General features: G+C 71.1%; 21 protein-coding genes. 7 read left to right on the top strand and 14 right to left on the bottom strand.

What is annotated here, in order from left to right; genetic code table 11:
* Positions 1–43 precede the first annotated feature (43 nt).
* Positions 44–643, top strand: coding sequence for a MarR family winged helix-turn-helix transcriptional regulator (locus DRV85_RS03960; RefSeq protein ID WP_113288148.1), 600 nt, complete (start codon positions 44–46; stop codon positions 641–643).
* 30 nt (positions 644–673) lie between these two features.
* Here DRV85_RS03960 and DRV85_RS03965 read toward each other — a convergent pair whose 3' ends face one another.
* Positions 674–1,342, bottom strand: coding sequence for a DUF4386 domain-containing protein (locus tag DRV85_RS03965; protein ID WP_113288149.1), 669 nt, complete (start codon positions 1,340–1,342; stop codon positions 674–676).
* Positions 1,343–1,486: 144 nt separating this feature from the next.
* Between DRV85_RS03965 and DRV85_RS03970 the strand changes: the two genes are divergently transcribed.
* The 3 genes from DRV85_RS03970 (at position 1,487) to DRV85_RS03980 (ending at position 5,184) form a co-directional block, all read left to right on the top strand.
* The gene (locus DRV85_RS03970) at positions 1,487–3,889 is read left to right on the top strand and encodes a ligase-associated DNA damage response DEXH box helicase (protein WP_113288150.1); all 2,403 of its coding nucleotides are present in this window, start codon (positions 1,487–1,489) and stop codon (positions 3,887–3,889) included.
* 120 nt (positions 3,890–4,009) lie between these two features.
* Positions 4,010–4,681 carry a ligase-associated DNA damage response endonuclease PdeM gene (pdeM, locus tag DRV85_RS03975; RefSeq protein WP_113288151.1) on the top strand — a complete coding sequence of 224 codons (672 nt, stop codon included), beginning with the start codon at positions 4,010–4,012 and terminating at the stop codon, positions 4,679–4,681.
* Between the two features lie 62 nt (positions 4,682–4,743).
* A complete protein-coding gene (locus tag DRV85_RS03980) occupies positions 4,744–5,184 on the top strand; it encodes a PaaI family thioesterase (protein ID WP_199525805.1) in 441 nt (146 codons plus the stop codon).
* A 22-nt stretch (positions 5,185–5,206) separates the two neighbouring features.
* Here the strand turns inward: DRV85_RS03980 and folD are convergent, their stop codons facing one another.
* Both folD and DRV85_RS03990 read right to left on the bottom strand, forming a co-directional pair.
* Positions 5,207–6,103 carry a bifunctional methylenetetrahydrofolate dehydrogenase/methenyltetrahydrofolate cyclohydrolase FolD gene (folD, locus tag DRV85_RS03985; protein ID WP_113288152.1) on the bottom strand — a complete coding sequence of 299 codons (897 nt, stop codon included), beginning with the start codon at positions 6,101–6,103 and terminating at the stop codon, positions 5,207–5,209.
* Between the two features lie 158 nt (positions 6,104–6,261).
* Entirely contained in the window at positions 6,262–7,938 is a 1,677-nt protein-coding gene (locus tag DRV85_RS03990) for a formate--tetrahydrofolate ligase (protein ID WP_113288153.1), read from the bottom strand.
* Positions 7,939–8,167: 229 nt separating this feature from the next.
* Here DRV85_RS03990 and DRV85_RS18960 point away from each other — a divergent pair, with 229 nt between their 5' ends.
* Complete coding sequence (locus tag DRV85_RS18960; protein ID WP_158540098.1) at positions 8,168–8,968, top strand: EF-hand domain-containing protein; 801 nt, start codon at positions 8,168–8,170, stop codon at positions 8,966–8,968.
* A gap of 70 nt (positions 8,969–9,038) precedes the next feature.
* Here DRV85_RS18960 and DRV85_RS04005 read toward each other — a convergent pair whose 3' ends face one another.
* The 11 genes from DRV85_RS04005 to DRV85_RS04055 form a co-directional block, all read right to left on the bottom strand.
* On the bottom strand, positions 9,039–9,638 hold the full coding sequence (locus tag DRV85_RS04005) for an MOSC domain-containing protein (protein ID WP_113288154.1): 600 nt from the start codon (positions 9,636–9,638) through the stop codon (positions 9,039–9,041).
* Between the two features lie 128 nt (positions 9,639–9,766).
* On the bottom strand, positions 9,767–11,689 hold the full coding sequence (gene ftsH, locus DRV85_RS04010) for an ATP-dependent zinc metalloprotease FtsH (protein ID WP_113288155.1): 1,923 nt from the start codon (positions 11,687–11,689) through the stop codon (positions 9,767–9,769).
* A gap of 78 nt (positions 11,690–11,767) precedes the next feature.
* Positions 11,768–13,006 (bottom strand): tRNA lysidine(34) synthetase TilS, encoded by a 1,239-nt coding sequence (tilS, locus tag DRV85_RS04015; protein ID WP_233495392.1) that lies wholly within the window; start codon positions 13,004–13,006, stop codon positions 11,768–11,770.
* Positions 13,003–13,830: a tetratricopeptide repeat protein gene (locus tag DRV85_RS04020; protein ID WP_113288156.1), complete on the bottom strand. Its 828-nt coding sequence runs from the start codon at positions 13,828–13,830 to the stop codon at positions 13,003–13,005. Before DRV85_RS04020 ends, tilS begins: the two co-directional genes overlap by 4 nt.
* 16 nt (positions 13,831–13,846) lie before the next feature.
* The gene (pal, locus tag DRV85_RS04025; RefSeq protein WP_113288157.1) at positions 13,847–14,371 is read right to left on the bottom strand and encodes a peptidoglycan-associated lipoprotein Pal; all 525 of its coding nucleotides are present in this window, start codon (positions 14,369–14,371) and stop codon (positions 13,847–13,849) included.
* A gap of 97 nt (positions 14,372–14,468) precedes the next feature.
* Positions 14,469–15,800, bottom strand: coding sequence for a Tol-Pal system beta propeller repeat protein TolB (gene tolB, locus DRV85_RS04030; RefSeq protein ID WP_113288360.1), 1,332 nt, complete (start codon positions 15,798–15,800; stop codon positions 14,469–14,471).
* Positions 15,801–15,964: 164 nt separating this feature from the next.
* Positions 15,965–17,116 carry a cell envelope integrity TolA family protein gene (locus DRV85_RS04035; protein ID WP_113288158.1) on the bottom strand — a complete coding sequence of 384 codons (1,152 nt, stop codon included), beginning with the start codon at positions 17,114–17,116 and terminating at the stop codon, positions 15,965–15,967.
* Between the two features lie 10 nt (positions 17,117–17,126).
* Positions 17,127–17,597, bottom strand: a complete 471-nt coding sequence (tolR, locus tag DRV85_RS04040) for a protein TolR (protein WP_113288159.1) — start codon at positions 17,595–17,597, stop codon at positions 17,127–17,129.
* Positions 17,598–17,601: 4 nt separating this feature from the next.
* Positions 17,602–18,297 (bottom strand): protein TolQ, encoded by a 696-nt coding sequence (gene tolQ, locus DRV85_RS04045; RefSeq protein WP_113288160.1) that lies wholly within the window; start codon positions 18,295–18,297, stop codon positions 17,602–17,604.
* Between the two features lie 244 nt (positions 18,298–18,541).
* A complete protein-coding gene (gene ybgC / locus DRV85_RS04050) occupies positions 18,542–18,928 on the bottom strand; it encodes a tol-pal system-associated acyl-CoA thioesterase (protein ID WP_113288161.1) in 387 nt (128 codons plus the stop codon).
* Positions 18,925–19,230, bottom strand: a complete 306-nt coding sequence (locus tag DRV85_RS04055; RefSeq protein WP_113288162.1) for a hypothetical protein — start codon at positions 19,228–19,230, stop codon at positions 18,925–18,927. The genes ybgC and DRV85_RS04055 overlap by 4 nt, the downstream gene beginning before the upstream one ends.
* A 197-nt stretch (positions 19,231–19,427) precedes the next feature.
* Here DRV85_RS04055 and DRV85_RS04060 point away from each other — a divergent pair, with 197 nt between their 5' ends.
* Together DRV85_RS04060 and DRV85_RS04065 are read left to right on the top strand one after the other, a co-directional pair.
* On the top strand, positions 19,428–20,330 hold the full coding sequence (locus DRV85_RS04060) for a hypothetical protein (protein ID WP_147238807.1): 903 nt from the start codon (positions 19,428–19,430) through the stop codon (positions 20,328–20,330).
* Between the two features lie 275 nt (positions 20,331–20,605).
* Entirely contained in the window at positions 20,606–22,498 is a 1,893-nt protein-coding gene (locus DRV85_RS04065) for a propionyl-CoA synthetase (protein ID WP_113288164.1), read from the top strand.
* Positions 22,499–22,510: the final 12 nt, after the last annotated feature.

Genomic DNA, 22,510 nt, shown 5'->3' on the forward strand with positions numbered 1-22,510 from the left:
GGCAAATACATGTCAACGTCATGCATTCGTGATCGGAGGCGCCATGGCCGGACGCGACACGGAGATAGAACGCAAGCTCGCCGAAGCCGGGGTCGCCCCCGAAGTGACCGAGGCCGCGCTGGAAATCGACGCCATCCTTCAGGGGCTGCGGCGGCGGATGCGCACGCGCGAGCTGGGCCAGCAGGCGATCCGTGCTCTCGATCTGGACCTCGATCAGGCCGAGCTCGACGTTCTGGTGGCCGTCTGGGCGCCGGTGAAGGAGTTCGGCGCGGACCCCGGGCAGGAAACCATGGTCTCGACCATCGCCCAGCGCCTCGGCATCGATCCGTCGCGCGCCAGCCGACTTGTCGGCACGCTGATCGGCAAGGGGCTTCTGCGCCGCGCGGTCAGCCAGCAGGACGCGCGGCGCACGCTGGTCGAGCTCACCGACAGCGGACTCGAGCTCATCCGCGCCGTGCGCAGCTACAAGTTCCTTCTTCTGGGCGAGTTCCTGTCCGGCTGGAGCCGGGACGAGATCGCGGCCTTCCTGCCGCTGCTCGCCCGTTTCTCGACCTGGGTGGAGGATGCCGGCGCGACCCCCTCCTCCCGGCTCGCCGCCGAGATCGAGGCGCTGCGCCGCGGCTTGCACACACCGGCCGACTGATCGCTGACCACGGCCCGGCGATGCTGCCGATCACGGGCGCCGTAGCGCCCGAGGCGCGAGAAGGAGCAGCCAGAGCGCGAAGGACAGCTCGGCCAGCAGGCAGATGGCGTAGGCCGGCGCGAAGCTGTCCGAAAGTCCGGGCGCGAGAATGCGCAAATAGCTGCCGGTCAGATAGACGAGCCCCGCCGCCCCGATGCCGTAGCCGATCAGCCGCGGTATCCAGCCCGACCGCAGGATCAGCGCCGCCATCATCAGGCAGCTGACCCCGAAGAAGATCAGCGCAAGGTCGTAGCCGAAGGCGTGCAGGGCCAGCGCCTCGGCCGCGCGGGCGGGATCGCTGGCGGCGGCCGTCAGGGCAGCCTGCTGGTTGAGCAGGTTGGCCCCGATCAGAGCGTTCTGGATCAGCCGGAAGACCATCGCCGCGAGCGCGAGCGGAAGGCTGACCGGCCGCAGCAACAGGAAAAGCAGAACGGCGAGCCCCGCGTCCGCGAGCCCCATGACCGTGTCCGCAGCAAGGCTGAGGCGCACCGCGCCCTCTGCCGCGAGAATGTTGGCCCCCGTGGCGGTGGCATCGCCAGGCACCATGAGCGCCGCGCGCACCGCCACCTCGCTCCAGATCCCCGCGGCGATGATGATCAGATAGAGCACGCCGGCCAGGCGGGCCTGCGCGCCCGCGGCGGCGTCTTGCGAAGCTGTCATGCGATCTGTCCCTGCTGGATGGAGCGGGCGGGCGATCGGGCCGGCCGCTCCCGGCTGTGTCACGGGGAGTTTGCGCGCGCCTTTCGCGTCTGTCGAGGCTCGCGGGCCCCTCCCCTCTGGTCGCGCCTCTGCTACATCAGGCGCATGACCGCCCTGCCGCCGCGCTTTTCAGACTGGTTCGCCGCCCGCGGCTGGGAGATCCACCCGCATCAGGCCGAGATGCTCGCGCGCGCAGACGCGCCCGCGCTTCTGCTCGTGGCGCCCACCGGGGGCGGCAAGACGCTCGCCGGGTTCCTGCCGACGCTGGCTGAACTCGCCGACGGCGCGCATGAGGGTCTGCACACCCTCTACGTCTCGCCGCTCAAGGCGCTGGCCGCCGACATCCGGCGCAACCTCACCCGGCCCATCGAGGAGATGGGCCTGCCCGTCCGCGTCGAGGACCGCACCGGCGACACCTCCTACACGAAAAAGCGCCGGCAGCGCGCCGACCCGCCGCACATCCTGCTGACGACGCCCGAAAGCCTCGCGCTGTTGACCTCCTACGAGGACGCGCCGCGCATCTTCGCCGGGCTCCGCCGCGTGATCGTGGACGAGATCCACGCGCTGGCGGAATCGAAGCGCGGCGATCAGCTGATGCTGGCGCTCGCGCGGCTGGAGAGCCTCGCGCCGGGCCTGCGGCGCGTGGGGCTGTCGGCCACGGTCGAGGATCCCCCGGCGCTCGCCCGTTTCCTCGCCCGCGCCGAGGCGCCCGCCGAGGTGCTGACCGCCGACCCGGGCCCCGACCCGGACATCCGCATGATGCGCACGCGCGCAGCCCCCCCCTGGGCCGGGGGCGGGGGCGCCTACGCGATTCCGAAGGTGCTGGACGCCGTGCGCGCCCACCGCACGACCCTGATCTTCCACAACACGCGCGCGCAGGCCGAGATCTTCTTTCACAATCTCTGGCTCGCCAACGACGATGGGCTGCCCATCGGCATCCACCACGGCAGCCTCGACCGCGGCCAGCGTGAACGCGTCGAGGCGGCGATGACCGCGGGCGCGCTGCGCGCGGTGGTCTGCACCGGCTCGCTCGACCTCGGCATCGACTGGGGCGACGTGGACCTGGTGATCCAGGTTGGCGCGCCCAAGAACGTCAAGCGGCTGGTGCAGCGGATCGGGCGCGCGAACCACCGCTACAACGCGCCGTCGAAGGCGCTGCTGGTGCCCGCGAACCGCTTCGAGGTGGTCGAATGCGAGGCCGCGCTGCAGGCGGTGCGCGAACGCGATCTGGACGGCGCGCCGCGGGGGCCCGGCCCGCTCGACGTGCTCTGCCAGCACATCCTGATCGCGGCCTGCGCTGGACCCTTCCATGCTGACGATCTTTTCGCCGAGGTGCGCCGCGCCGACCCCTACGCCGGCCTCACCCGCGCCGATTTCGACGCCTGCCTCGACTTCGCGGCGACGGGGGGCTACGCGCTCAGGGCCTACGACCGCTGGCAGCGGCTGAAACAGGATGCGCAAGGGCGCTGGCACCTGCGCGACCCGCGCGCGGCGCAGCGCATCCGCATGAACATCGGCACGATCCAGGACACAGACACGCTCAAGGTGCGGATGCGCGGCCGCGGGCCGATGCTGGGCGAAGTGGAGGAAGGCTTCGCCGCCTCCCTCAGTCCCGGCGACACCTTCCTGATCGGCGGCCGTATCGTGCGCTACGACGGGTTGCGCGAACTGACGGTCGAGGTCTCGCCCTCACCGCGCAGGACACCAAAGATCGCAGTTTTCAACGGCACGAAATTCGCCACCTCCACCCAGCTCTCCGCGCGCATCCTGCGCCTCTTCGGGCAGGACGCCTGGCCCGAGCTGCCAGCGCACACGGCCGAGTGGCTGGCTCTGCAGCGCCGCATCTCCCGCCTGCCCGCGCCCGACCGGCTGCTGATCGAGACCTTCCCGCACGAGGGCCGCCAGCACCTCGTCGCCTACGGCTTCGCGGGCCGCAACGGACAGCAGACACTGGGGCTCCTGCTCACCAAACGGATGGAGGAGATGGGGCTCGATCCTCTGGGCTTCGTCTCGACCGACTACGCGACGCTGATCTGGGGGCTGGAGGCGGTGCCCGACCCCGCGCCGCTCTTCGACATCGCGGCGCTCGAGGCGGGGCTCGAGCGCTGGCTCGCCTCCAACGCGGTGATGAAGCGGACCTTCCGCGCTTCGGCGACTATCGCCGGCCTGATCGAACGCAATACGCCGGCCGCGCGTAAGTCCGGCAAGCAAGCGACCTTTTCTTCGGATATCCTCTACGACACGCTGCGCAAATACGACCCCGACCACCTGATGCTGCGGATCACGCGGACCGAGGCGATGCGCGGGCTCGTCGATTTCGACCGCGTCCGCGAGATGTGCGCGCGGGTGGCGGGCCGCATCGACCACGCGGCGCTGGAGCGCATCACGCCGCTCGCCGCGCCGCTCTTTCTCGAACCCGGGCGCGTCCCGGTGGAGGGCGCGGGCCGCGAGCGGCTTGCGGAAGAGGCCGCGGCGGCGCTGATGGCTGAAGCCGGCCTCGACGCCTGACGCGCCGCGATTTTTCGTACGAAAGATCGCCTGCGCCTGCGCACCGGACGGAAAGATCTTCGTACGAAGATTTTTCGGGGGCTCTTGCCAAACCCGAAGCATCGGGGCACAGAACATTGCATGAACGGCTACGACTTCACCCTGGCCGGACAGCAGCTCTGCGCGCTGGGCAGCGGGGCGCTCTGGTGGCCGGAGCGGCGGATGCTCTGCGTGGCGGACCTGCACCTCGGCAAGGCCGAGCGCCACGCGCGGCGCGGCGGCGCGGCGCTTCCGCCCTATGAGACGGCGGACACCCTTGAACGCCTCGACGCCGACATCGCCGCCACCGGCGCGGGTTGCGTGCTCTGCCTCGGCGACAGCTTCGACGACGACGCGGCGGCGCAGGCCCTGCCCGAGGCCGCGCGGCTCTGGATCGCCCGCCTGCAGGCCGGCCGCAGCTGGATCTGGATCGCGGGCAATCACGATCCCGGCCCGGTCGACCTGGGCGGGACGCATCTGGCCGAGCTGCCTGCACCGCCGCTCGTCTTCCGCCACATCGCGATCCCCGGCGCGGCAGGCGAGATTTCCGGCCACTACCACCCCAAGGCCCGGATCCGCACCCGGGCGGGCACGCTGGCGCGCCGCGCCTTCCTGATCGACCGCGACCGCGTCGTGCTGCCGGCCTATGGCACCTATACCGGCGGGCTCGACTGCCACGACCGCGCGCTGGCCGATCTGATGCGCCCGGACGCGCTGGCCGTGCTCACCGGGCCACGCCCGCTGCCCGTGCCCATGCCGCGGCGCGCAGCCTGAAGGCATGTTGCGGGCACCGTCCGGGGCGGGCACTGTCACACCCGACAAGCGCGAGACAAGCCATGCCCGACGATGCCGCTCTGGACCCCGACCGCGCCCGCGCCGTGCGCGACAGCTTCGCCGCCCAGAGCCTGATGGCGACGCTGGGCGCCTCGATGACCGCGCTCTCCCCGGGCCGGGCGGTGATCGAGGCACCGATCCTGCCAGGCGCGCTGCAACAGCACGGCTACGCGCACGCCGGACTCACCTTCGCCCTTGGCGACAGTGCAGCGGGCTACGCTGCGCTGACCACCATGCCGGCGGGAAGCGAAGTGCTCACCGCCGAGATCAAGATCAACCTGCTCGCGCCCGGGGCGGGCGACCGGCTGATCGCGACCGGCCGCGTGGTGAAGCCCGGTCGCCGGCTCGTGGTCGTCACAGCCGAGGTCGAGGCGGAACGTGCCGGCGCGCGGCGCCTGATCGCCGTGCTGCAAGGGACGATGGTGCCCATAGCCCCTGACTGAAGAGAAGCGACCGCCACGCCGCTCAGGCGGTCAGCTCCTCCGGTTCCGGCAGCCCGGCGGCGCGACAGGTCGCGGTCAGCGTGTTGGCCAGCAGGCAGGCGATGGTCATCGGCCCCACGCCGCCCGGCACCGGGGTGATCGCACCCGCCACCGCGGCGCAGCTTTCGAAATCGCAGTCGCCCACCAGACGGGTCTTGCCTGTCTCTGCGTCCTCGATCCGGTTGATGCCCACGTCGATCACCGTGGCGCCGGGACGAATCCAGTCGCCCGTGACCATGCCCGGCCGCCCCACGGCGGCGACCACGATCTCGGCCCGGCGCACCACCTCCGCCAGGTCGCGGGTGCGCGAATGCGCCACCGTCACGGTGCAGCTGTCGCGCAGCAGAAGCTGCGCCATCGGCTTGCCCACGATGTTCGACCGGCCGATCACCACCGCCTCGCGCCCCGAGAGGCTCCCCAACCGGTCACGCAGCATCATCAGGCAACCAAGCGGTGTGCAGGGCACCAGCGCCTTCTGCCCGGTGGCGAGCAACCCGACGTTGGAGATATGGAAGCCGTCGACGTCCTTGGCCGGGTCGATCGCCGCGATCACCTTGTCCGCGTCGATCTGCGCGGGCAGCGGAAGCTGCACCAGGATGCCGTGCACCGCCGGGTCGGCATTCAGACGCGCAACCAGCGCAAGAAGCTCTTCCTCTGAGGTCTCGACAGGCAACCGGTGCTCGAAGCTCTCCATGCCGGCCTCGACCGTCTGCTTGTGCTTGTTGCGCACGTAGACCTGGCTCGCCGGATCCTCGCCCACGAGCACCACCGCCAACCCGGGCACGATCCCGTGGTCGCGCCTGAGCGCCGCGACCTGCCCGGCCACTTCGCCCCGTATTCGTGCCGCGAAGGCCTTGCCATCGATGATCTCCGCCGTCATGTCGCCCCTCATCTCGCCCTCGTGCCTGCCCATCCGTCGATGGTGCGTGCAAGCACGCACCCTACATGCCGCCTTTGGCCAGGTCTTCCTCTTGCCGGAAATACCCCCGCCGGAGGCCCGCCCGGTCGGGGCTCGATGCCCCGGCCGGGCGGCTCCTCTCAGAAGAGCCCCTCCACGAAACCGTCCGCATTCAGCCGGATCGACTCCGCCGCCGGCGCCGAGGGCAGACCCGGCATGGTCATGATCTCGCCGCAGATCGCCACGACGAAGCCTGCGCCCGCCGAGAGGCGCACCTCGCGGATGGGGATGGGGAAGCCCTCGGGCGCGCCTCGGACGGTGGGATCCGTGGTAAAGCTGTATTGCGTCTTGGCCATGCACACCGGCAGGCTGCCGAAGCCTGCGGCCTCCCACTCCCTGAGCTGGCTCAATACCTTGGCGTCGGCGACGACCGAGTCGGCGCGGTAGATGCGCTTGGCGATGGTTTCGATCTTCTCGAAGAGCCCCATGTCGTCCGGGTAAAGCGGCTCGAACTCCGCCTGCCCGCTCTCGGCCAGCGCGACGACGCGGCGGGCGAGCTCCTCGGTGCCTTCCGAGCCCAGCGCCCAGTGCTTGCAGAGCACCGCCTCCGAGCCGAGACCCGCGACATATTCCTCGACCGCCGCGATTTCCGCCTCGGTGTCGCCGGAGAAATGGTTGATCGCCACCACCACCGGGACGCCGAAGCTCTTCACGTTCTCGATGTGCCGCCCGAGGTTGGGGCATCCCGCCTTGACCGCCTCGACGTTCTCGGCGCCGAGGTCGGCCTTGGCGACCCCGCCGTTCATCTTCATCGCGCGCACGGTGGCCACCACGACCACGGCCGAGGGCGCGATGCCGGCCTTGCGGCACTTGATGTTCATGAACTTCTCGGCGCCGAGGTCCGCGCCGAAGCCGGCTTCCGTCACCACGTAGTCGGCGAGCTTCAGCGCCGTCTTCGTCGCCATCACTGAGTTGCAGCCGTGCGCGATGTTGGCGAAGGGGCCGCCGTGGACGAAGGCGGGGTTGTTTTCCAGCGTCTGCACGAGGTTGGGCTGGATCGCGTCCTTCAGGAGCACCGCCATCGCCCCGTCCGCACCGATGTCGCGGCAGGTGATCGGCGCCTTGTCGCGGGTGTAGGCGACGATGATGTCGCCCAGCCGCCGCTCGAGGTCGGCGAGATCGGAGGCGAGGCAGAGGATCGCCATGACCTCGGACGCCACCGTGATGTCGAAACCCGTCTGGCGCGGGAAGCCGTTGGGCACCCCGCCGAGCGAGGTGACGATGTCGCGCAACGCCCGGTCGTTCATGTCCATCACCCGGCGCCAGACCACCCGGCGCTGGTCGATGCCGAGCGCGTTGCCCCAGTAGATGTGGTTGTCGATCATCGCCGCGAGCAGGTTGTGCGCGCTGGTGATCGCGTGGAAATCGCCGGTGAAGTGGAGGTTCATCTCCTCCATCGGGACCACCTGCGCGTAGCCGCCGCCGGCCGCCCCGCCCTTCATGCCGAAGCAGGGGCCGAGGCTCGCCTCGCGGATGCAGATCGCGGCCTTCTTTCCGATCCGGTTCAGCCCGTCGCCCAGGCCCACCGTCGTCGTCGTCTTGCCCTCGCCCGCGGGCGTCGGGTTGATCGCGGTGACGAGGATCAGCTTGCCGTCGGGACGACCGGCGAGGCTGTCGATGAAGGGCTGGCTCACCTTGGCCTTGTCGTGGCCGTAGGGCAGAAGATCCTCGGCCCCGATCCCAAGCTTCGCGCCGATCTCCTGAATGGGGCGCTTGGCGGCCTCGCGGGCGATCTCGATGTCGGATTTGTGGCTCATGTCCGTCCCTTGTGATGTGCGGCGATTCCGGGGCCGTTTCGCCCCGCCTATACCGCGCGCCGCGAGCGCGCCAACGCGTGTTTCCGACATTTCCCGCCGCTGTTGCGTCGGTGTGCCGCGGTGCGCCGTGGCTCGGCTGGAACAACCGCGCCGTCATTCCCGTTTGACGTGCGACGCCGGCGGGCGCTCCGGCCCGCCGCAGCACCGACCCCAGAGGAGGAGCCGAGCGATGAAACGACTGATCCACACGACCGCCGTCACGGCGCTCGCCGCCGCAATTCCGGCGATGGCCGTCGCGCAGAACGCCCAGCCGCAGGAGCTTTGCGACGTGGGCTTCGCGAAGGTGGATGCCAACGGCGACGGCGCCATCCAGCCGCGCGAGGTGAGCCAGGCGGCGGCCGACGATTTCGCCGCGATGGACACCGACGACAACGGCGCCGTCACGCAGGCCGAGTTCATGGACTGCAAGACCGCCGGCGCGGGCGAGACGATGGACGAGACGGAGCGCACCGCAGCCGATCTCGCCGCCGTCGATCTCGACGCCGACGGCGAGGTGACGCAGCAGGAGTTCATGCAGGCGGGCATGGACGCCTACGACCGCGCCATGGAAGGCGACGAAGCGGCCAGCGACGCCGCCGCGCGCATGATCTTCGCGCCCCTCGCGATCGCGCAGGAGCCCGTGCAGATCGGCCCCGACATGTATGCCATGCGCAACCGGGTGCTGTTCGTCGCGCTCGACGCCGACCAGAGCGGCACCGTGACCGAGGACGAATGGGCGCAAAGTCCGGTCGTCCGGCGCAGCGTGCGCGAGCGGCTGATCGAACGCTTCGAGCAGGCCGACACCGACGCATCGGGCGAGCTCAGCGAAGAGGAGTATTCCGAGGCGCGGATGGAGGAATACGAGGCCGCCAAGGAAGACGCCGCGGAAGCTGACGGCGACGCCGCCGGGGACGAGACCGCCGAAGCGGACGAGGCGGAGGCCGAAGCCGACGTGCCGGTCGTCTACTATCGCTACGAGAACGTGATGTGAGGCCGTCGCGGCCCTCGCAGGCGAAAACGGCCCCGCGTCGCGGACCCCCGGCGCGGGGCTTTCTCGTCCGTCAGCCCCGGCGCGCGGCCGCGAGGTGGCCCCAGACGGGCTGATCGGGAATGTGAAGCCGCAGGCTGTCGCCCAGGCGGATCGTTCCCTCGCGCTCGACCCAGGCGGTGACGCCGCGCCGTCCCGCCGCCGCCGCGCGAAAGCGACGCCCCATCCCGGGCGCGTCCTCGTCGATCACCGCGGCGGGGAGATGACAGGGCCGGTTCTCCATGTCCACGACCAGCGTCGCGCCGTCGGGTCCCTGAAGCCGCGAAGACGGCGGGACATGCGTGAAGTCCGGGATGCCCTCGATCACCAGCGAGGCCCCGACCCAGGCCGGGTCGATCCGCTCGGCCTCCATCGCCGCGGCGATCTCGGCCAGATCCTCCGCCGACAGGATCGAGAGCTGACGCACGTTGCGGATCTCGGTACCTTTGGGGTGCTGCGCCGTAACCCGCGAACACGAGGGGCGCGTCACGCCGCCATGCGCCTCGCCCGCGATCCCGGCGAAGGTGAGCTCCGCCTCGTCGAGCGGCGCGGCGCGCAGGCTGGAGTCGCGATCCGCGACGCGGCCGATCCAGCGGATGGTGCCGGCGAAGGCGGTGGGCTTGAGTGCGGGCATGAGGCGGCTCCGGCGGCAGTCCGGCATGACAGTGCAACGGCCGGCCTCAGCTGACAATCCCGTCGCCGCCCAAGAGAAAACGCCCCCGAAGCCTGGGCTGCGGGGGCGTTCTCGGACTGTGGCGCGGATCAGGTCGGCTCGGGCTCCATGTCCGGGCCGGGCTCCGCGGGCGGCTTGCGCTTCGGCCGCGTCTTCGGGATCGCGGTGACCGAGGGCGCGCTGCCCGACGACGGCTTGTCGTCCTCGTCCTCGCCCAGGTGCGGCGGCTCGCCGCGAATCACGCGCTTGATCTCCTCGCCGGTGAGCGTCTCGTATTCCAGAAGCCCCTGCGCGAGGCGCTCCCACTCCTCCCGGCGCTCCATCAGGATCGCATAGGCGCGGTCGTAGGCCTCGGAGACGATGCGCTTTACCTCTTCTTCGATCAGCTCCTTCGTATGCGCGGAGACCGAAAGGCCCGCGGTCTGGCCGGAATAGCCCTCGTGCGCCTCGGCGTAGTCGATGTTGCCGACCTTGTCGGACATGCCCCAGCGCAGCACCATCGCGCGCGCGAGCGCCGAGGCTTGCTGAATGTCGCCCGCCGGCCCGTTGGAGACCATCTCTTCGCCGTAGTGAATGATCTCGGCGGCCTTGCCGGCCATCGTCATGGCGAGTTTTTCCTCGCATTCCGACTTGTGCCAGTTCAGACGGTCGATCTCGGGGAGGCTGACCACCATGCCCAGCGCGCCGCCGCGCGGGATGATCGTGGCCTTGTAGACAGGGTCGCACTGCGGCAGCGTCAGCCCGACGATCGCATGGCCGGCCTCGTGGTAGGCGGTCTTTTCCTTCTGGTCTGGCGTGAGCACCATCGAGCGCCGCTCGGCGCCCATCATCACCTTGTCCTTCGCGTTCTCGAAGTCCTCCATGGTGACGAAACGCCGCCCCACGCGCGCCGCCATCAGCGCCGCCTCGTTCACGAGGTTGGCGAGATCGGCCCCCGAGAAGCCGGGCGTGCCGCGCGCGATGATGCGCAGGTCCACGTCGGGACCAAGCGGGGTCTTGCGGGCATGAACGCCCAGGATCTTCTCGCGGCCCTTGATGTCGGGGTTGGGCACCGTGACCTCGCGGTCGAAGCGGCCGGGACGCAGCAGCGCGGGGTCCAGCACGTCCTTGCGGTTCGTGGCCGCGACGATGATGACGCCCTCGTTTGCCTCGAAGCCGTCCATCTCGACCAGAAGCTGGTTCAGCGTCTGCTCGCGCTCGTCGTTGCCTCCGCCGTAGCCCGCGCCGCGATGGCGGCCCACCGCGTCGATCTCGTCGATGAAGACGATGCAGGGCGCGTTCTTCTTGGCCTGCTCGAACATGTCGCGCACGCGGCTCGCGCCCACGCCCACGAACATCTCGACGAAGTCGGAGCCCGAGATGGTGAAGAAGGGCACGCCGGCCTCGCCCGCGATGGCGCGCGCCAGCAGCGTCTTGCCGGTGCCCGGGGGGCCCACAAGCAGCGCACCCTTCGGGATCTTGCCGCCGAGGCGGGAAAACTTCTGCGGGTTGCGCAGGAATTCGACGATCTCTTCGAGTTCTTCCTTGGCCTCGTCGATGCCGGCCACGTCGTCGAAGGTGACGCGGCCGTGCTTCTCGGTCAGCATCTTCGCCTTCGACTTGCCGAAACCCATGGCACCGCCGCGACCGCCGCCCTGCATCCGGTTCATGAAGTAGATCCAGACGCCGATCAGCAGCAGGAAGGGAAGGAGCGACAGGATGAAGGTCTGGAAGCCCGACTGTTCCTGCACCTCGGCGCGCACCTGCACGTCGTTGTCGAGCAGCAACTCGGTGACCTGCGCGTCCTCCGGCTTGACGGTGACGTAGTCGCTGCCGTCCTGACCGCGGTAGCGGATCCGCTCTCCGTCGAGCGTGACGGCGTTCACCTCGTTGTTCTCGACCGACTCGACGAAGTCGGAATAGCTGATCTCGCGGCTCTGCAGCGTCGAACCGCCGCCCGAGAACAGGTTGAACAGCGCGAGAATCAGGAGAAACAGAACCACCCAGAAGGCGATATTTCGTGCATTGCCCAAAGGAAGCACTCCCGTAGTGTGTCCGGCCATGCCTAGCACGACCGCTTTCACGTTAACATAGAGAACCCCCCGATGGGTTCAATGTGCCGCGAGCCGCGCCGCGAGGTCGCGGTCCGAGATCACGGGCTCGGCATGCCAGCCGGAGGCACGACCGGCGAGCGGAGCGGCGACGAGGTCCTCGCCCTGCCAGACCGCGGGACTCGCCTCGAGGACGGCCTGCGGCAGGCCCGCCGCGCGCCAGCCGGGGCATTGCGCGAGCCCCTCAGCACCGAGCGCGGCGATGCGGGCGTCGGTGCGCCCCCGCGGCCCCGTGACGCGCCAGCGACGGTCCCAGACCTCGCCCGGCCGCACCGCCGCGCCCGAGGTCGCCGCGGCCTCGCGCGCGATCCAGAGACAGCCGTCGATCGTCACCAGTCGGCAACCGGCGAGAGTTCCCTCGCCGCGTGCGGCCAGGGCCTCGAGCGCATCGAGCCGCGGCCGGTAGTCCGCGCCGCCGATCAGCGACAGCGCGCCCGCCAGAAGGCGCAGGCGCGTCTCGTCCTGCGTCGCCTCCAGCGCGGTCCGGTCCAGCGCCACGGCCCCGGCGGTCACGCTGGCCGCCCGCGCCGCGAGATCGACCGCCGCCGCGGCGAGCACCTCGCGCGCCCGGCGCATCGCCTGCGCGGAGCGTGCGAGCCGTGGCGCCTCGAGACCCAGGGGCGCGAGCGCGTCGAGCAGCCTGCGCGCCCGGACGCGGGCGAAGCGCGCGTCCTCGTTCGAGGGATCCTCTGCCCAGGCGATGCCGCGCGCGGAGAGCCACGCGCGCAGCGCCTCCCGGCGCTCGGCCAGCAGCGGGCGCAGCCAGAGGAGGCCCTCGCCCGGCGCGACAGCCGCCATGCCGGAGAGCCCGTCCACCCCCGAGCCGCGGGCGAGGCGCAGCAGCACCGTCTCGGCCTGATCGTCGAGGGTATGGCCGAGCGCGACCGCGCCGAGGCCCCTTTCGGCAGCCCACTCCGCGATCAGCCGGCGCCGCGCGCGGCGCGCGGCGTCCTGCAGGTTGCCGCGGCCGTCCCACCCCTGCCAGCGCAAGGCGTCGTGCGAGACCCCGAGCGCATTCGCCGCCGCGGCCGCGAGCGCGGCCTCCTGCGCCGCCTCGGGGCGCAGCCCGTGATCCACCGTCACGGCATGGAGCGTCACCCCGCGCTCTGCTGCCCAGTCTCGCGCAAGATGCAGCAGCGCCATGCTGTCCCCGCCGCCCGACACGGCAAGCCCGAGCGCCGCGGGCGGCGCCGGCAGCAGCCGGTCCAGCTCGGCGGAAACCCGCCGGTCGAGCGTCACGGGCAGGAGAGTTCGCCCATCTTCGCCTGCGCCTCGGACACATAGGGCGAGGCCGGGAAGCGCAGCTCGACATCGGCGAGAATCGGGCAGGCTGCATCCGGCCGGTCGAGCGCGGCGAGGGCGAGGCCCAGGCGATAGAGCGTCTCGTCGGCGACATCGGCCTCGGGATGGGCCGAGAACCCGTCGAGATAGGCGCGCGCAGCCTCGCGCGTGTCGCCGGCCGCCTCCAGCGCGCGGCCGAGACCCAGCATCGCGCGCGGCTCCAGCGGGCTGCCGGGATAATTCTCGCGGAAGGCGCGGAACAGCTCGGCGGCGCGCGCGCCCTCGCCCGCGTCGAGCGCGGATTGCGCCGCCTCGAAATCGGCCTGCTCGCCCACGGCGAGTTGCGGCCCGTCGGGCGCCGGCGTCGGGTCCGGCGCGGGCGCCGGGGCCGAGTCCTCGACCTCGCCGCCCAGCGTCGTGGTCTCGTCGAGCTGGCTCACGTCGCCGCCTTCGAGTTCGACGAGGCGGAACTCCAGATCGCCGATCCGCTGCGTGCCGTCCTCGACGATGCGCTCGATGCGGTATTCCAGCTCCTCCGTCCGGGCGGTCAGGCGCTGAAGCGCGCTCTCGATGGCGTCGACCCGCTCGAGAAGCGTGCCGCCCCCGGTCTGCACCGAGGGACCGCCCGTGGTCGCGAGCTCGCGGCGGAGGCGCTGAATCTCGACGTAGAGCACGTTCAGATCCTGGCGCACGTCCGCCAGCGTCCGCGCGCGATCGTCCTGCGCCGCCGCGGGGGCGGCCAGCGCGAACCCGAGCGCGAGGAGAGCCGCGAGGAACCGCACGGCGCGAGGCAAGGCCTCAGACCCCCGCGCCCAGCGCCAGGACGGTCACGGCCCGGCGATTCTGCGAATAGCAGCTCTCGTCGGAGCAGAGCGCGACGGGCCGTTCCTTGCCGTAGCTCACGGTCTGCAGGCGGCTTGCAGCGACACCGCGGCTGACGAGATAGTCGCGCACGGCGTTGGCACGCCGGTCGCCCAGGGCGATGTTGTATTCGCGCGTGCCCTGTTCGTCCGCGTGGCCTTCGATCGTGGCGGCGAAATCCGAGTTGTTCATCAGCCACTCGGCCTGCGCGTCGAGCACGGCCTGCGCTTCGGCCGAGAGCGTGGACTGATCCACCGCGAAGAAGACGCGGTCGCCGACCGCCTCCTGGAAATACGCGGGGCTCGTCGGGTCCGAGGCGCTGCCGGGTGCAACCCCCGCGCCCGCGCCGGCCCCTGCACCCATTCCGCCCGCCGCCCCGCCGTCGCGGAAGCGGTCGTTCGCGCCGCACCCGGCGAGCGCGAGCGCCCCCGCGATCAGCGCAACCTTGCCCAGATGTCTCATGCCTGCCCTCTCTTGACCCGCTCGCCAGCCTCGATGCCCGGGATGATCCCGTGTTTCGTTCTCAATACCACAGCGCGGCATTCCCGCGAAAGCCGCCTCAGTCCTGCAGCGGCCCCCAGGAGGGGTCCGAGGCCCCCTCCGGAGTCGGCACGCGCCGGAGGTTGCGCCCGGAGACGTCAACGGAATAGAGCGCCGAGGCGCCCTGTTCGCCCTGCGTCTCGCGGCTGAACATGATGACGCGACCGTTCGGCGCCCAGGTCGGGCTCTCGTCGAGGAAGCTCGCCGTCAGCAGCCGCTCCTCCGAGCCGTCGGTGCGCATCACCCCGATGTGGAACCGCCCGCTCGCCTGCTTGGTGAAGGCGATGAGATCGCCGCGCGGCGACCAGACCGGCGTGCCGTAGCGCCCCTGCCCGAAGCTGATCCGGCGCGGCGTGCCGCCGCCGGCTTCCATCACGTAGAGCTGCTGGCTGCCCGAGCGGTCGCTTTCGAAGACGATGCGCGAGCCGTCGGGCGCATAGCTGGGCGCGGTCTCGATCGAGGGCGCGGAGGTCAGGCGCGCCGAGCGCCCCGTCGCGATGTCCATGCGCCAAAGATCCGTGTTGCCGCCGCCCGCCTGCGAATAGAGCACTTGCCGGCCGTCGGGGCTGAACCGCGGCGAGAAGGTCGTGGCGCCCTGCGGCGTGGGCAGTTCGCGCCGCGTGACCGATCCCACGTCGAGCAGGTAGATGCGGGGCTGCCCGGTCGCGTAGCTGGTATAGAGTACCCGGTCGCCGGTGGGCGAGAAGCGCGGCGCGAGCACGATTGCGGAACTGTCGGTCAGATACTGCACGTTCGCGCCGTCGTAATCCATGATGGCGAGCCGCTTCTGCCGGTCGCCCTTGGGCCCCGTTTCGGAGACGAAGACGACGCGGCTGTCGAAATAGCCGCCCTCGCCCGTGATGCGGGAATAGACGGCGTCGGCGACCTTGTGCGCCATGCGCCGCCAGCCCTGCGTCGTGCCCTGGAACTGGAGCCCCTGGCCCAGCTCGGTGCCGGCGAAGACATCCCAGACGCGGAACTTCACCGCGATCCGGTCGCCCTGCACCGAGACCGCGCCGGTGATCAGCGCCTGCGCGTTCACCGCCTTCCAGTCGGCGAAGGCCACCGGAGAGGCGAAGCTGGTGACGGTGGAGATATGCGCCTCGCGCGGGATTTCCCGGAAAAGCCCGGTGCCGGTCAGGTCGGCCGCCACGACGCGGGCGATCTGCGCGCCCCAGTCCCCCGCGCCCGGTGTCTCGGCCACGAAGTCGGGCACCGCGAAGGGCATGGGTTCGACCACGCCCTCGGTGATCTCGATCCTGAGCGGACCCTGGTCCTGCGCGGCCAGCGGCCGCGCCACAGCCAGAGCCGGCAGGGCCGCCAGACCGCCGAGCAGGAAGCGCCGGTGCATCATCGCTCTCTCCCTCTGCGCGCCGCCACCGGCGCCGGGTTCACCGCTGCGGGTGGCAGTCAAAACCTTCGGCCCGCCGGTATCAAGCCCGCGTCCCCTGGCTCCGGTTCCGGCCCCCCGCCTGCGGCTGGCCGCGCCCGAAGGACATGCACGGCGCATATCGGTCATCGCAGCCGCATCTCCGAGGGGTCGAAGACCATCTCGATCCGCTGCCAGTGCTCGTATTTCTCCTCGGGCAGATCGTAGCCCCCCTGCTCGCAGCGCAGCACGGCCCGGCGCGCGGCCTGAAAGGCGGTCTCGACCGCGCGCCCGCTGCCGCCTTCGGCCGAGATCAGGTTCAAGCTGCCGTCCACGACGGTCCCGTCCGGGTTCATCTCCATGCCCAGGACGACGGTGACGTTGGCCGCCTGGCTGCCCACGTCCACGACCCAGCAATTCTGCACCGCCACGCGCAGGGCGTCGCGTTCGCCCAGGCTGAGCGGCGGCGCGCCGGCAGATGGCGCGCTCTCGCCGCCGCCCAGCGCCTCGGACAGAAGCTGATCCACCGCCTCCTGCGTGGCCTCCCGGTCGGCCTCGGTCAGCGGGCGCTCCGGCTCCGGCGCCTCGTCCGCTTCCGCCGTCTCCGGCGTGGCGGGTTGTGCGGCGGGTGCTGGACGGGCCGGGCGGGTCTGCGGCCGCAGCGACGCGAGCGGCGCGCCACCGGGCGAGTCCTCGGCCTCGGTGACGATTTCGGGCGCGGCCTCTTCCGGCGCGGCGGCTTCGGGCGTGGGCTCGGGCTCCGGCGCCGCCTCGGGAGAGGGCTCGGCCGAAGGCACCGGATCGGGCGCCGTCTCGGCCTCGGGCGGCGGCGGGGGCGCCGGCGTCGGCGCCACGCGGTCGGCCGGGCGCGGCTGCGGCCGCGGGCTGTCCTCGGGCAGCAGCACGGCGCTGTCGGCAGGCGGGGCCAATTCCGGCGCGGCGTCCGGAGTCGCGACCTCGGGGGCAGGCGTGAGCGGTTCGGGCGGCGCCGGTGTTTCGTCCGGTGACGGCTCCGCCGCGGTCTCGGGGGGCGCGGGGCGCGGCGGCGGCGCTTCGGCTTCGGGCGTCTCGGGCGCGGGCGCGTCAGGCGCAGGCGACGGCGTCTCCAGTTCGGTCACGCCGGGCGAAACCTCGGGTGTGGTCTCGGGCGCGACAAGCGCCGCGTAGTCCTCGCCGCTGACCAGGGTCACCTCCGCCACCTCCATCGGCAGCGGCTCGGACTCGAAAGCCCCTCCGAGAAAGGCCCAGCCGAGCAAGAGCAGATGCCCCGCGCCCGAGATGTAATGCCCGACATGCACGCGCGGTCCCTCATTCCTCCGCGCCGAAGCGCGGCCCGCCGCTCTCCGTCACGAGGCCGATCCGGTTGAACCCGCCCGCGTTGAGCGCGCCCATCACCTCCATCACGCGGGCGTAGGGCACGCCGCCGTCCGCGCGCAGGTAGATCTGCGGGCTCTCGCGCTCTTCCGCAATGGCGCGCAGGCGCGGGATCAGTTCCTCGGTCGGCACCTCGGTGGTCTGGATCGCGACGGTGCCCTCGCCGGTGACCGTGATGGTCAGCGGCTCCTCCTCCGGCGTGGGCAGCGAGCGCGCGGCCGTCTCCGGCAGGTCCACGGGCACGCCCACGGTCATCAGCGGCGCGGCCACCATGAAGATGATGAGCAGCACAAGCATCACGTCCACGAAGGGCGTGACGTTGATCTCGGCCATCGGCACCGCGCGGCGGCGGCGACCCCGCCCGCGGCGTGGCATCTCGGCCTTCTGGGTGACGCCTGCGCCCATCGCCTCACCCGTCCAGCTGGCGGCTGAGGATGGTGGCGAACTCGTCGGTGAAGGCCTCGTAGCTCGCGGTGATGCGGTCGGCGTCGGCCGAGAGCTTGTTGTAGAAGATCACCGCCGGAATCGCCGCCAGAAGGCCAAGGCCCGTGGCCAGCAGCGCCTCGGCGATGCCGGGGGCGACCACGGCGAGGTTGGTGTTGCCCGCCTCGGCGATCTGGATGAAGCTGTGCATGATCCCCCAGACGGTCCCGAAAAGCCCGATGAAGGGAGAGGTCGAGCCAACCGTCGCCAGCACCGTGAGCCCCTTCTGCAGGTCCTCGTTCTCGCGCGCGATCGCCACGTCCATGCTGCGCTCGATGCGCGCCTGCACGCCCGCGATCAGACCGCCGTCGCCGGTGTGGCTGCGCTGCCATTCGGCCATGCCGGCGGCGAAGACGCGCTCCGCCCGCCCCGAAGGATCCGGCCCCAGTTCCTCGTAGAGCTCGTCGAGCGGCCGGCCGGACCAGAACCGTTCGTCGAAACCGCGCGCTTCGGCGCGGGCGGCGCGATAGGCGATGAGCTTCTGGATGATGATCGCCCAGGCCCAGAAGGAGGCCAGCACGAGAATGATCATCACGAGCTTCACCGTGAGGGTGGAGCGCATGAAGAGCCCCCACATGGAGAAGTCCATCTCCTGCGCGAGCGCGAGGGTTTCCGTTTCCATTCCGCCTGCTCGTCTTTTCCCGGCGCGGCCGTTCCCGCCCCGTCCTGCCTCGGGCCGCCGTCCCGCCACGCACCCCCGGCGCGTGCGGCGCGACCTCGTTGCCCCGCTTTTAGCGGATTTGAAGCGCCAAGGCCAACACAACCGCGCATGAACGGCCCCTGTGTCCGCGATTTGTCGCCGGCATCCGGCGTGCTCCTTGCGCCCTGCCGGGCGCGCGTCGCGGCGACAGGCCGGTGCCGGACGGCTAGCCCCCGAGCGCGCGCAGGACCGACGGCAGGCGCACGGGCCGGCCCGCGGGGCCGATCGTGACCAGTTCGACCTCTGCCTCGAAGAGCGCCTCCCCCGCCCGCAGCACGCGCTGGCGCAGGGTCATCCGCGCAGGGCGGGCCGAGAGCACATCGGTCTCCACGTCCAGCAGATCGTCGAAATGCGCGGGGCTCAGGTAGTCCGCCACGAGCCGCCGCACGGCAAAGACGGTGCCCGCCTCCCGCATCGCCCGCTGGTCGAGGCCCAGCGCGCGCACCCAGTCGCTGCGCGCCCGCTCGATGAACTTCAGGTAGTTGGCGTGGTAGACGATCCCGCCCATGTCGGTGTCCTCGTAGTAGACGCGGACCTGGAAGCGGTGGGTCACGTCGTGTCCTCCGTGCGGATCAGCCCGGTGAAGCCCGCCACCGCGAGGATCGAGAAGGCCCAGCCCAGCGCGATGTGCACCCAGAGATAGACGCGCGCGACGGCGCCGTAGGGGTGGCTGTCGTCCGGCAGCCAGAAGTCCTGCATCTCCATCTCGACGATGGGCAGCAGCGTGTCGGCGGAATAGACGAGCGCGTTGAAGGCCGGATAGCCCTGCGCCTCGGGCTGCGCGCGGAAGCAGGCGAGTTGCGATCGCCCGTCGCCGTTGCGGGGCGCGTATCGCGGCGCCGCGATCTCCTGCACGTAGTCCGGCGCGCAATAGGCCCACTCGGCGCTGCGCAGGACGAAGGGGCGTTGGGCTTGATGCTGTCCACGCGCGCGGCGTCCCAGAAAACGAAGGCGCCGTAGAGCCATAGGACTGCGAGGAAATAGAGAGCGCGGAAGGGTCGGTAGCCGTAGCCGGTGACCTGCACCAGCACGGTGTCCCAAAGCAACAGCGCATGGCGCGCCCAGCCGCCCGCCCGTGCCCGCCGCGCCGCCCGCTGGCACTCTTCCTTGGCGATCAGGATGCGCCGCGCATCTTCCCGATGCCCCATCTCGCGCAGCACCTTCGCGCACTGCTCCCAGGGCTGCGGCCAGAAGTCCTGTCCGAAGCGCGCCGGGTCCTGCCGGTCGAGCCAGTCGATCCGTGCCGCGGCGTCGAGTGGAGCGCCGGTGCCCGTGAAAGCGCCGTATCGAAAGCGGTCGAGGATCAGGTCGCCTCGAGCGGGCCAACTGGCGCGGTCGTCGCACAGGTCGCCGACCTCAGCATCGGTCAGGTCGAGCACGCCGTCGATCCCTTCAAGATCACGCCAGAACATCGCGCCCTTGGCGGAGAGCCCGCTGGCCGCGAGCGCCCGGCCGTTCTCCCCCGCCCGAAGCTGCGCGCCCTCGCAGTCGAGGTTCCCGCCCAGCCGCGCGCCCGACAGCCGCACCTCGCCCGCCGTTTCCGCGCCGCGCAGGAAGATGGTGCCATCGCCAGCGAGCCGGTCGGCCGCGAGCGCCCGGCCGTTCTCCCCCGCCCGAAGCTGCGCGCCCTCGCAGTCGAGGTCCATGCCCAGCCGCGCGCCCGCCAGTCGCACCTCGCCCGCCGTCTCCACGCCGCGCAGGAAGACGGTGCCTTCGGCCCGCAGGCGGTCCGCCCGCAGCCCCGGCAGGGCCGAGCGGTTCAGGACCAGGCTGTCGAGCCGGGCAGAGCGCAGGACGGGCGCTTCGTCGAAGCGGCAATCGGCGAGATAGACGTCGCGCCCGATCCGGCAGCCTTCGAGGTCGAGCGTCCCGGTGATCAGGGCGCCGATAACCTGCACGCCCTTGTCGTGCACCGGGCAGTCCTCCACCCGGTTCAGGATCAGCGCGCGCAGTAGCTCCGCGCGGATCTGTCGCGCCGCCCCCGCCTCCGGCCCCGGCCGGGTGCCGTCGCCGATCTTTACGATCTCGCCCGTGTCCACCCCGGCGCAGAGTTGTTCCTCTGCTGGCGTCAGATCGGGGAAGTCGGCCGTCTTCATCCGCGTCACGGTCCCTCCTGCCCGCCACTCAACACCGCCTGCGCGCGCCGCTCAAGTCTCGGCGCTGGACGCCGCCCGCGACGGGGCGTAAACCGGCGCGCAGCGCGCGAGACAGACCCGGGAGGAGGACGACGATGGGCTATGCCGAGGACTACGCGCGGTGGCAGGCGGACCCCGAGGGCTGGTGGCTGGAGGCCGCGCGGGGCATCGACTGGGACCGCTTCCCCGAGACCGCGCTCGACGCTTCGAAGGCGCCGCTCTACGAGTGGTTTCCCGACGGGATGGTGAACACCTGCTGGAACGCGGTGGACCGCCACGTCGAGGCCGGGCGCGGCGGGCAGGTGGCGATCATCCACGACAGCCCGGTGACCGGCACCGTGCACAAGATCACCTATGCGGAGCTGCGCAACCGCGTCGCGCGCCTTGCCGGCGCGCTCCGGGCGCAGGGCGTGGAGAAGGGCGACCGCGTGGTGATCTACATGCCGATGGTGCCCGAGGCGCTGGAGGCGATGCTGGCCTGCGCGCGGCTGGGCGCGATCCATTCGGTGGTCTTCGGCGGCTTCGCGAGCCACGAACTGGCCGTGCGGATCGACGATGCCAAGCCCAAGTGCATCATCGCGGCCTCCTGCGGCATCGAGCCGGGGCGCGTGGTGCACTACAAGCCGCTTCTCGACGGCGCGCTGGAGGAGGCCGCGCACAAGCCCGACTTCTGCGTCATCTTCCAGCGCGAGCAGGAGGTGGCGCGGCTGGAGCCCGGCCGCGACCTCGACTGGCACGCCTTCCAGTACGGCGCGGAGCCCGCGGACTGCGTGCCCGTGGAGGGCACGCACCCGGCCTACATCCTCTACACCTCCGGCACCACCGGCCAGCCCAAGGGCGTGGTGCGGCCCACCGGCGGGCACCTCGTGGCGCTGAACTGGACGATGAAGAACATCTACGGCGTGGAGCCGGGCGAGGTGTTCTGGGCGGCCTCGGACGTGGGCTGGGTCGTGGGGCACTCCTACATCGCCTATGCGCCGCTCATCCACGGCAACACGACGGTGGTCTTCGAGGGCAAGCCCGTGGGCACGCCGGACGCCGGCACCTTCTGGCGCGTGATCTCGGAGCACAGGGTCGCCGCCTTCTTCACCGCGCCCACGGCCTTCCGCGCGATCAAGCGCGAGGATCCCAAGGGCGATTACGTGGGCAAATACGATCTCTCCAGCCTGCGCACGCTCTTCCTCGCCGGCGAACGGGCGGACCCTGACACCATCGAATGGGCGAAGGCGCAGCTCGGCGTGCCGGTGATCGACCACTGGTGGCAGACCGAGACCGGCTGGACGATCACGGGCGTGCCCGTGGGCCTGGGCGGGGTGGAGCCGCGCATGGGCTCCTCGGGGGTGCCGATGCCGGGCTACGACGTGCAGATCCTCGACGAGACCGGGGATCCGGTGGGCGCGGACACGCTGGGCGCCGTGGCGGTGAAGCTGCCGCTGCCGCCGGGCACGCTGCCCACGCTCTGGAACGCCGAGGCGCGCTTTCGCAAGAGCTACCTCGAGCACTTCCCCGGCTACTACGAAACCGGCGATGCCGGGATGATCGACGAGGACGGCTACCTCTACATCATGGCGCGCACCGACGACGTCATCAACGTGGCGGGACACAGGCTCTCCACCGGGGGCATGGAGGAGGTGCTGGCCGAACATCCCGACGTCGCCGAATGCGCGGTGATCGGTGTGGCCGACGAGCTCAAGGGCCAGCTGCCGATGGGCTTCCTGTGCCTGACCAAGGGCGTGAACCGCGGCCACGACGAGATCGTGCGCGAATGCGTGGCGCTGGTACGCGAGCGCATCGGGCCGGTGGCGGCCTTCAGGCACGCCGTCGTCGTGGACCGGCTGCCCAAGACCCGCTCCGGCAAGATCCTGCGCGCGACGATGGTGAAGATCGCAAACGGCGAGGAGGTGAAGGTGCCCGCGACCATCGACGATCCCGCGATCCTCGACGAGATCCGCGCAGCCTGCCGGAGCCTGGGCTACGCCGCGGCCTGACACCTCTGGCGG

It is taken from the genome of Rhodosalinus halophilus (assembly GCF_003298775.1).
Classification (GTDB): Bacteria; Pseudomonadota; Alphaproteobacteria; order Rhodobacterales; family Rhodobacteraceae; genus Rhodosalinus; species Rhodosalinus halophilus.

What these genes read in the sequence shown, in the direction of transcription:
- DRV85_RS04005 (WP_113288154.1), bottom strand. Translation starts at nt 9,638, where the DNA reads ATGCCCGCACTCAAGCCCACCGCCTTCGCCGGCACCATCCGCTGGATC.
- DRV85_RS18960 (WP_158540098.1), top strand. Translation starts at nt 8,168, where the DNA reads ATGAAACGACTGATCCACACGACCGCCGTCACGGCGCTCGCCGCCGCA.
- DRV85_RS04060 (WP_147238807.1), top strand. Translation starts at nt 19,428, where the DNA reads ATGGCGCGCCCAGCCGCCCGCCCGTGCCCGCCGCGCCGCCCGCTGGCA.
- tolQ (WP_113288160.1), bottom strand. Translation starts at nt 18,297, where the DNA reads ATGGAAACGGAAACCCTCGCGCTCGCGCAGGAGATGGACTTCTCCATG.
- DRV85_RS03965 (WP_113288149.1), bottom strand. Translation starts at nt 1,342, where the DNA reads ATGACAGCTTCGCAAGACGCCGCCGCGGGCGCGCAGGCCCGCCTGGCC.
- tolR (WP_113288159.1), bottom strand. Translation starts at nt 17,597, where the DNA reads ATGGGCGCAGGCGTCACCCAGAAGGCCGAGATGCCACGCCGCGGGCGG.
- DRV85_RS04065 (WP_113288164.1), top strand. Translation starts at nt 20,606, where the DNA reads ATGGGCTATGCCGAGGACTACGCGCGGTGGCAGGCGGACCCCGAGGGC.
- DRV85_RS03970 (WP_113288150.1), top strand. Translation starts at nt 1,487, where the DNA reads ATGACCGCCCTGCCGCCGCGCTTTTCAGACTGGTTCGCCGCCCGCGGC.
- pdeM (WP_113288151.1), top strand. Translation starts at nt 4,010, where the DNA reads ATGAACGGCTACGACTTCACCCTGGCCGGACAGCAGCTCTGCGCGCTG.
- tolB (WP_113288360.1), bottom strand. Translation starts at nt 15,800, where the DNA reads ATGCACCGGCGCTTCCTGCTCGGCGGTCTGGCGGCCCTGCCGGCTCTG.
- pal (WP_113288157.1), bottom strand. Translation starts at nt 14,371, where the DNA reads ATGAGACATCTGGGCAAGGTTGCGCTGATCGCGGGGGCGCTCGCGCTC.
- DRV85_RS03980 (WP_199525805.1), top strand. Translation starts at nt 4,744, where the DNA reads ATGCCCGACGATGCCGCTCTGGACCCCGACCGCGCCCGCGCCGTGCGC.
- DRV85_RS03990 (WP_113288153.1), bottom strand. Translation starts at nt 7,938, where the DNA reads ATGAGCCACAAATCCGACATCGAGATCGCCCGCGAGGCCGCCAAGCGC.
- folD (WP_113288152.1), bottom strand. Translation starts at nt 6,103, where the DNA reads ATGACGGCGGAGATCATCGATGGCAAGGCCTTCGCGGCACGAATACGG.
- DRV85_RS03960 (WP_113288148.1), top strand. Translation starts at nt 44, where the DNA reads ATGGCCGGACGCGACACGGAGATAGAACGCAAGCTCGCCGAAGCCGGG.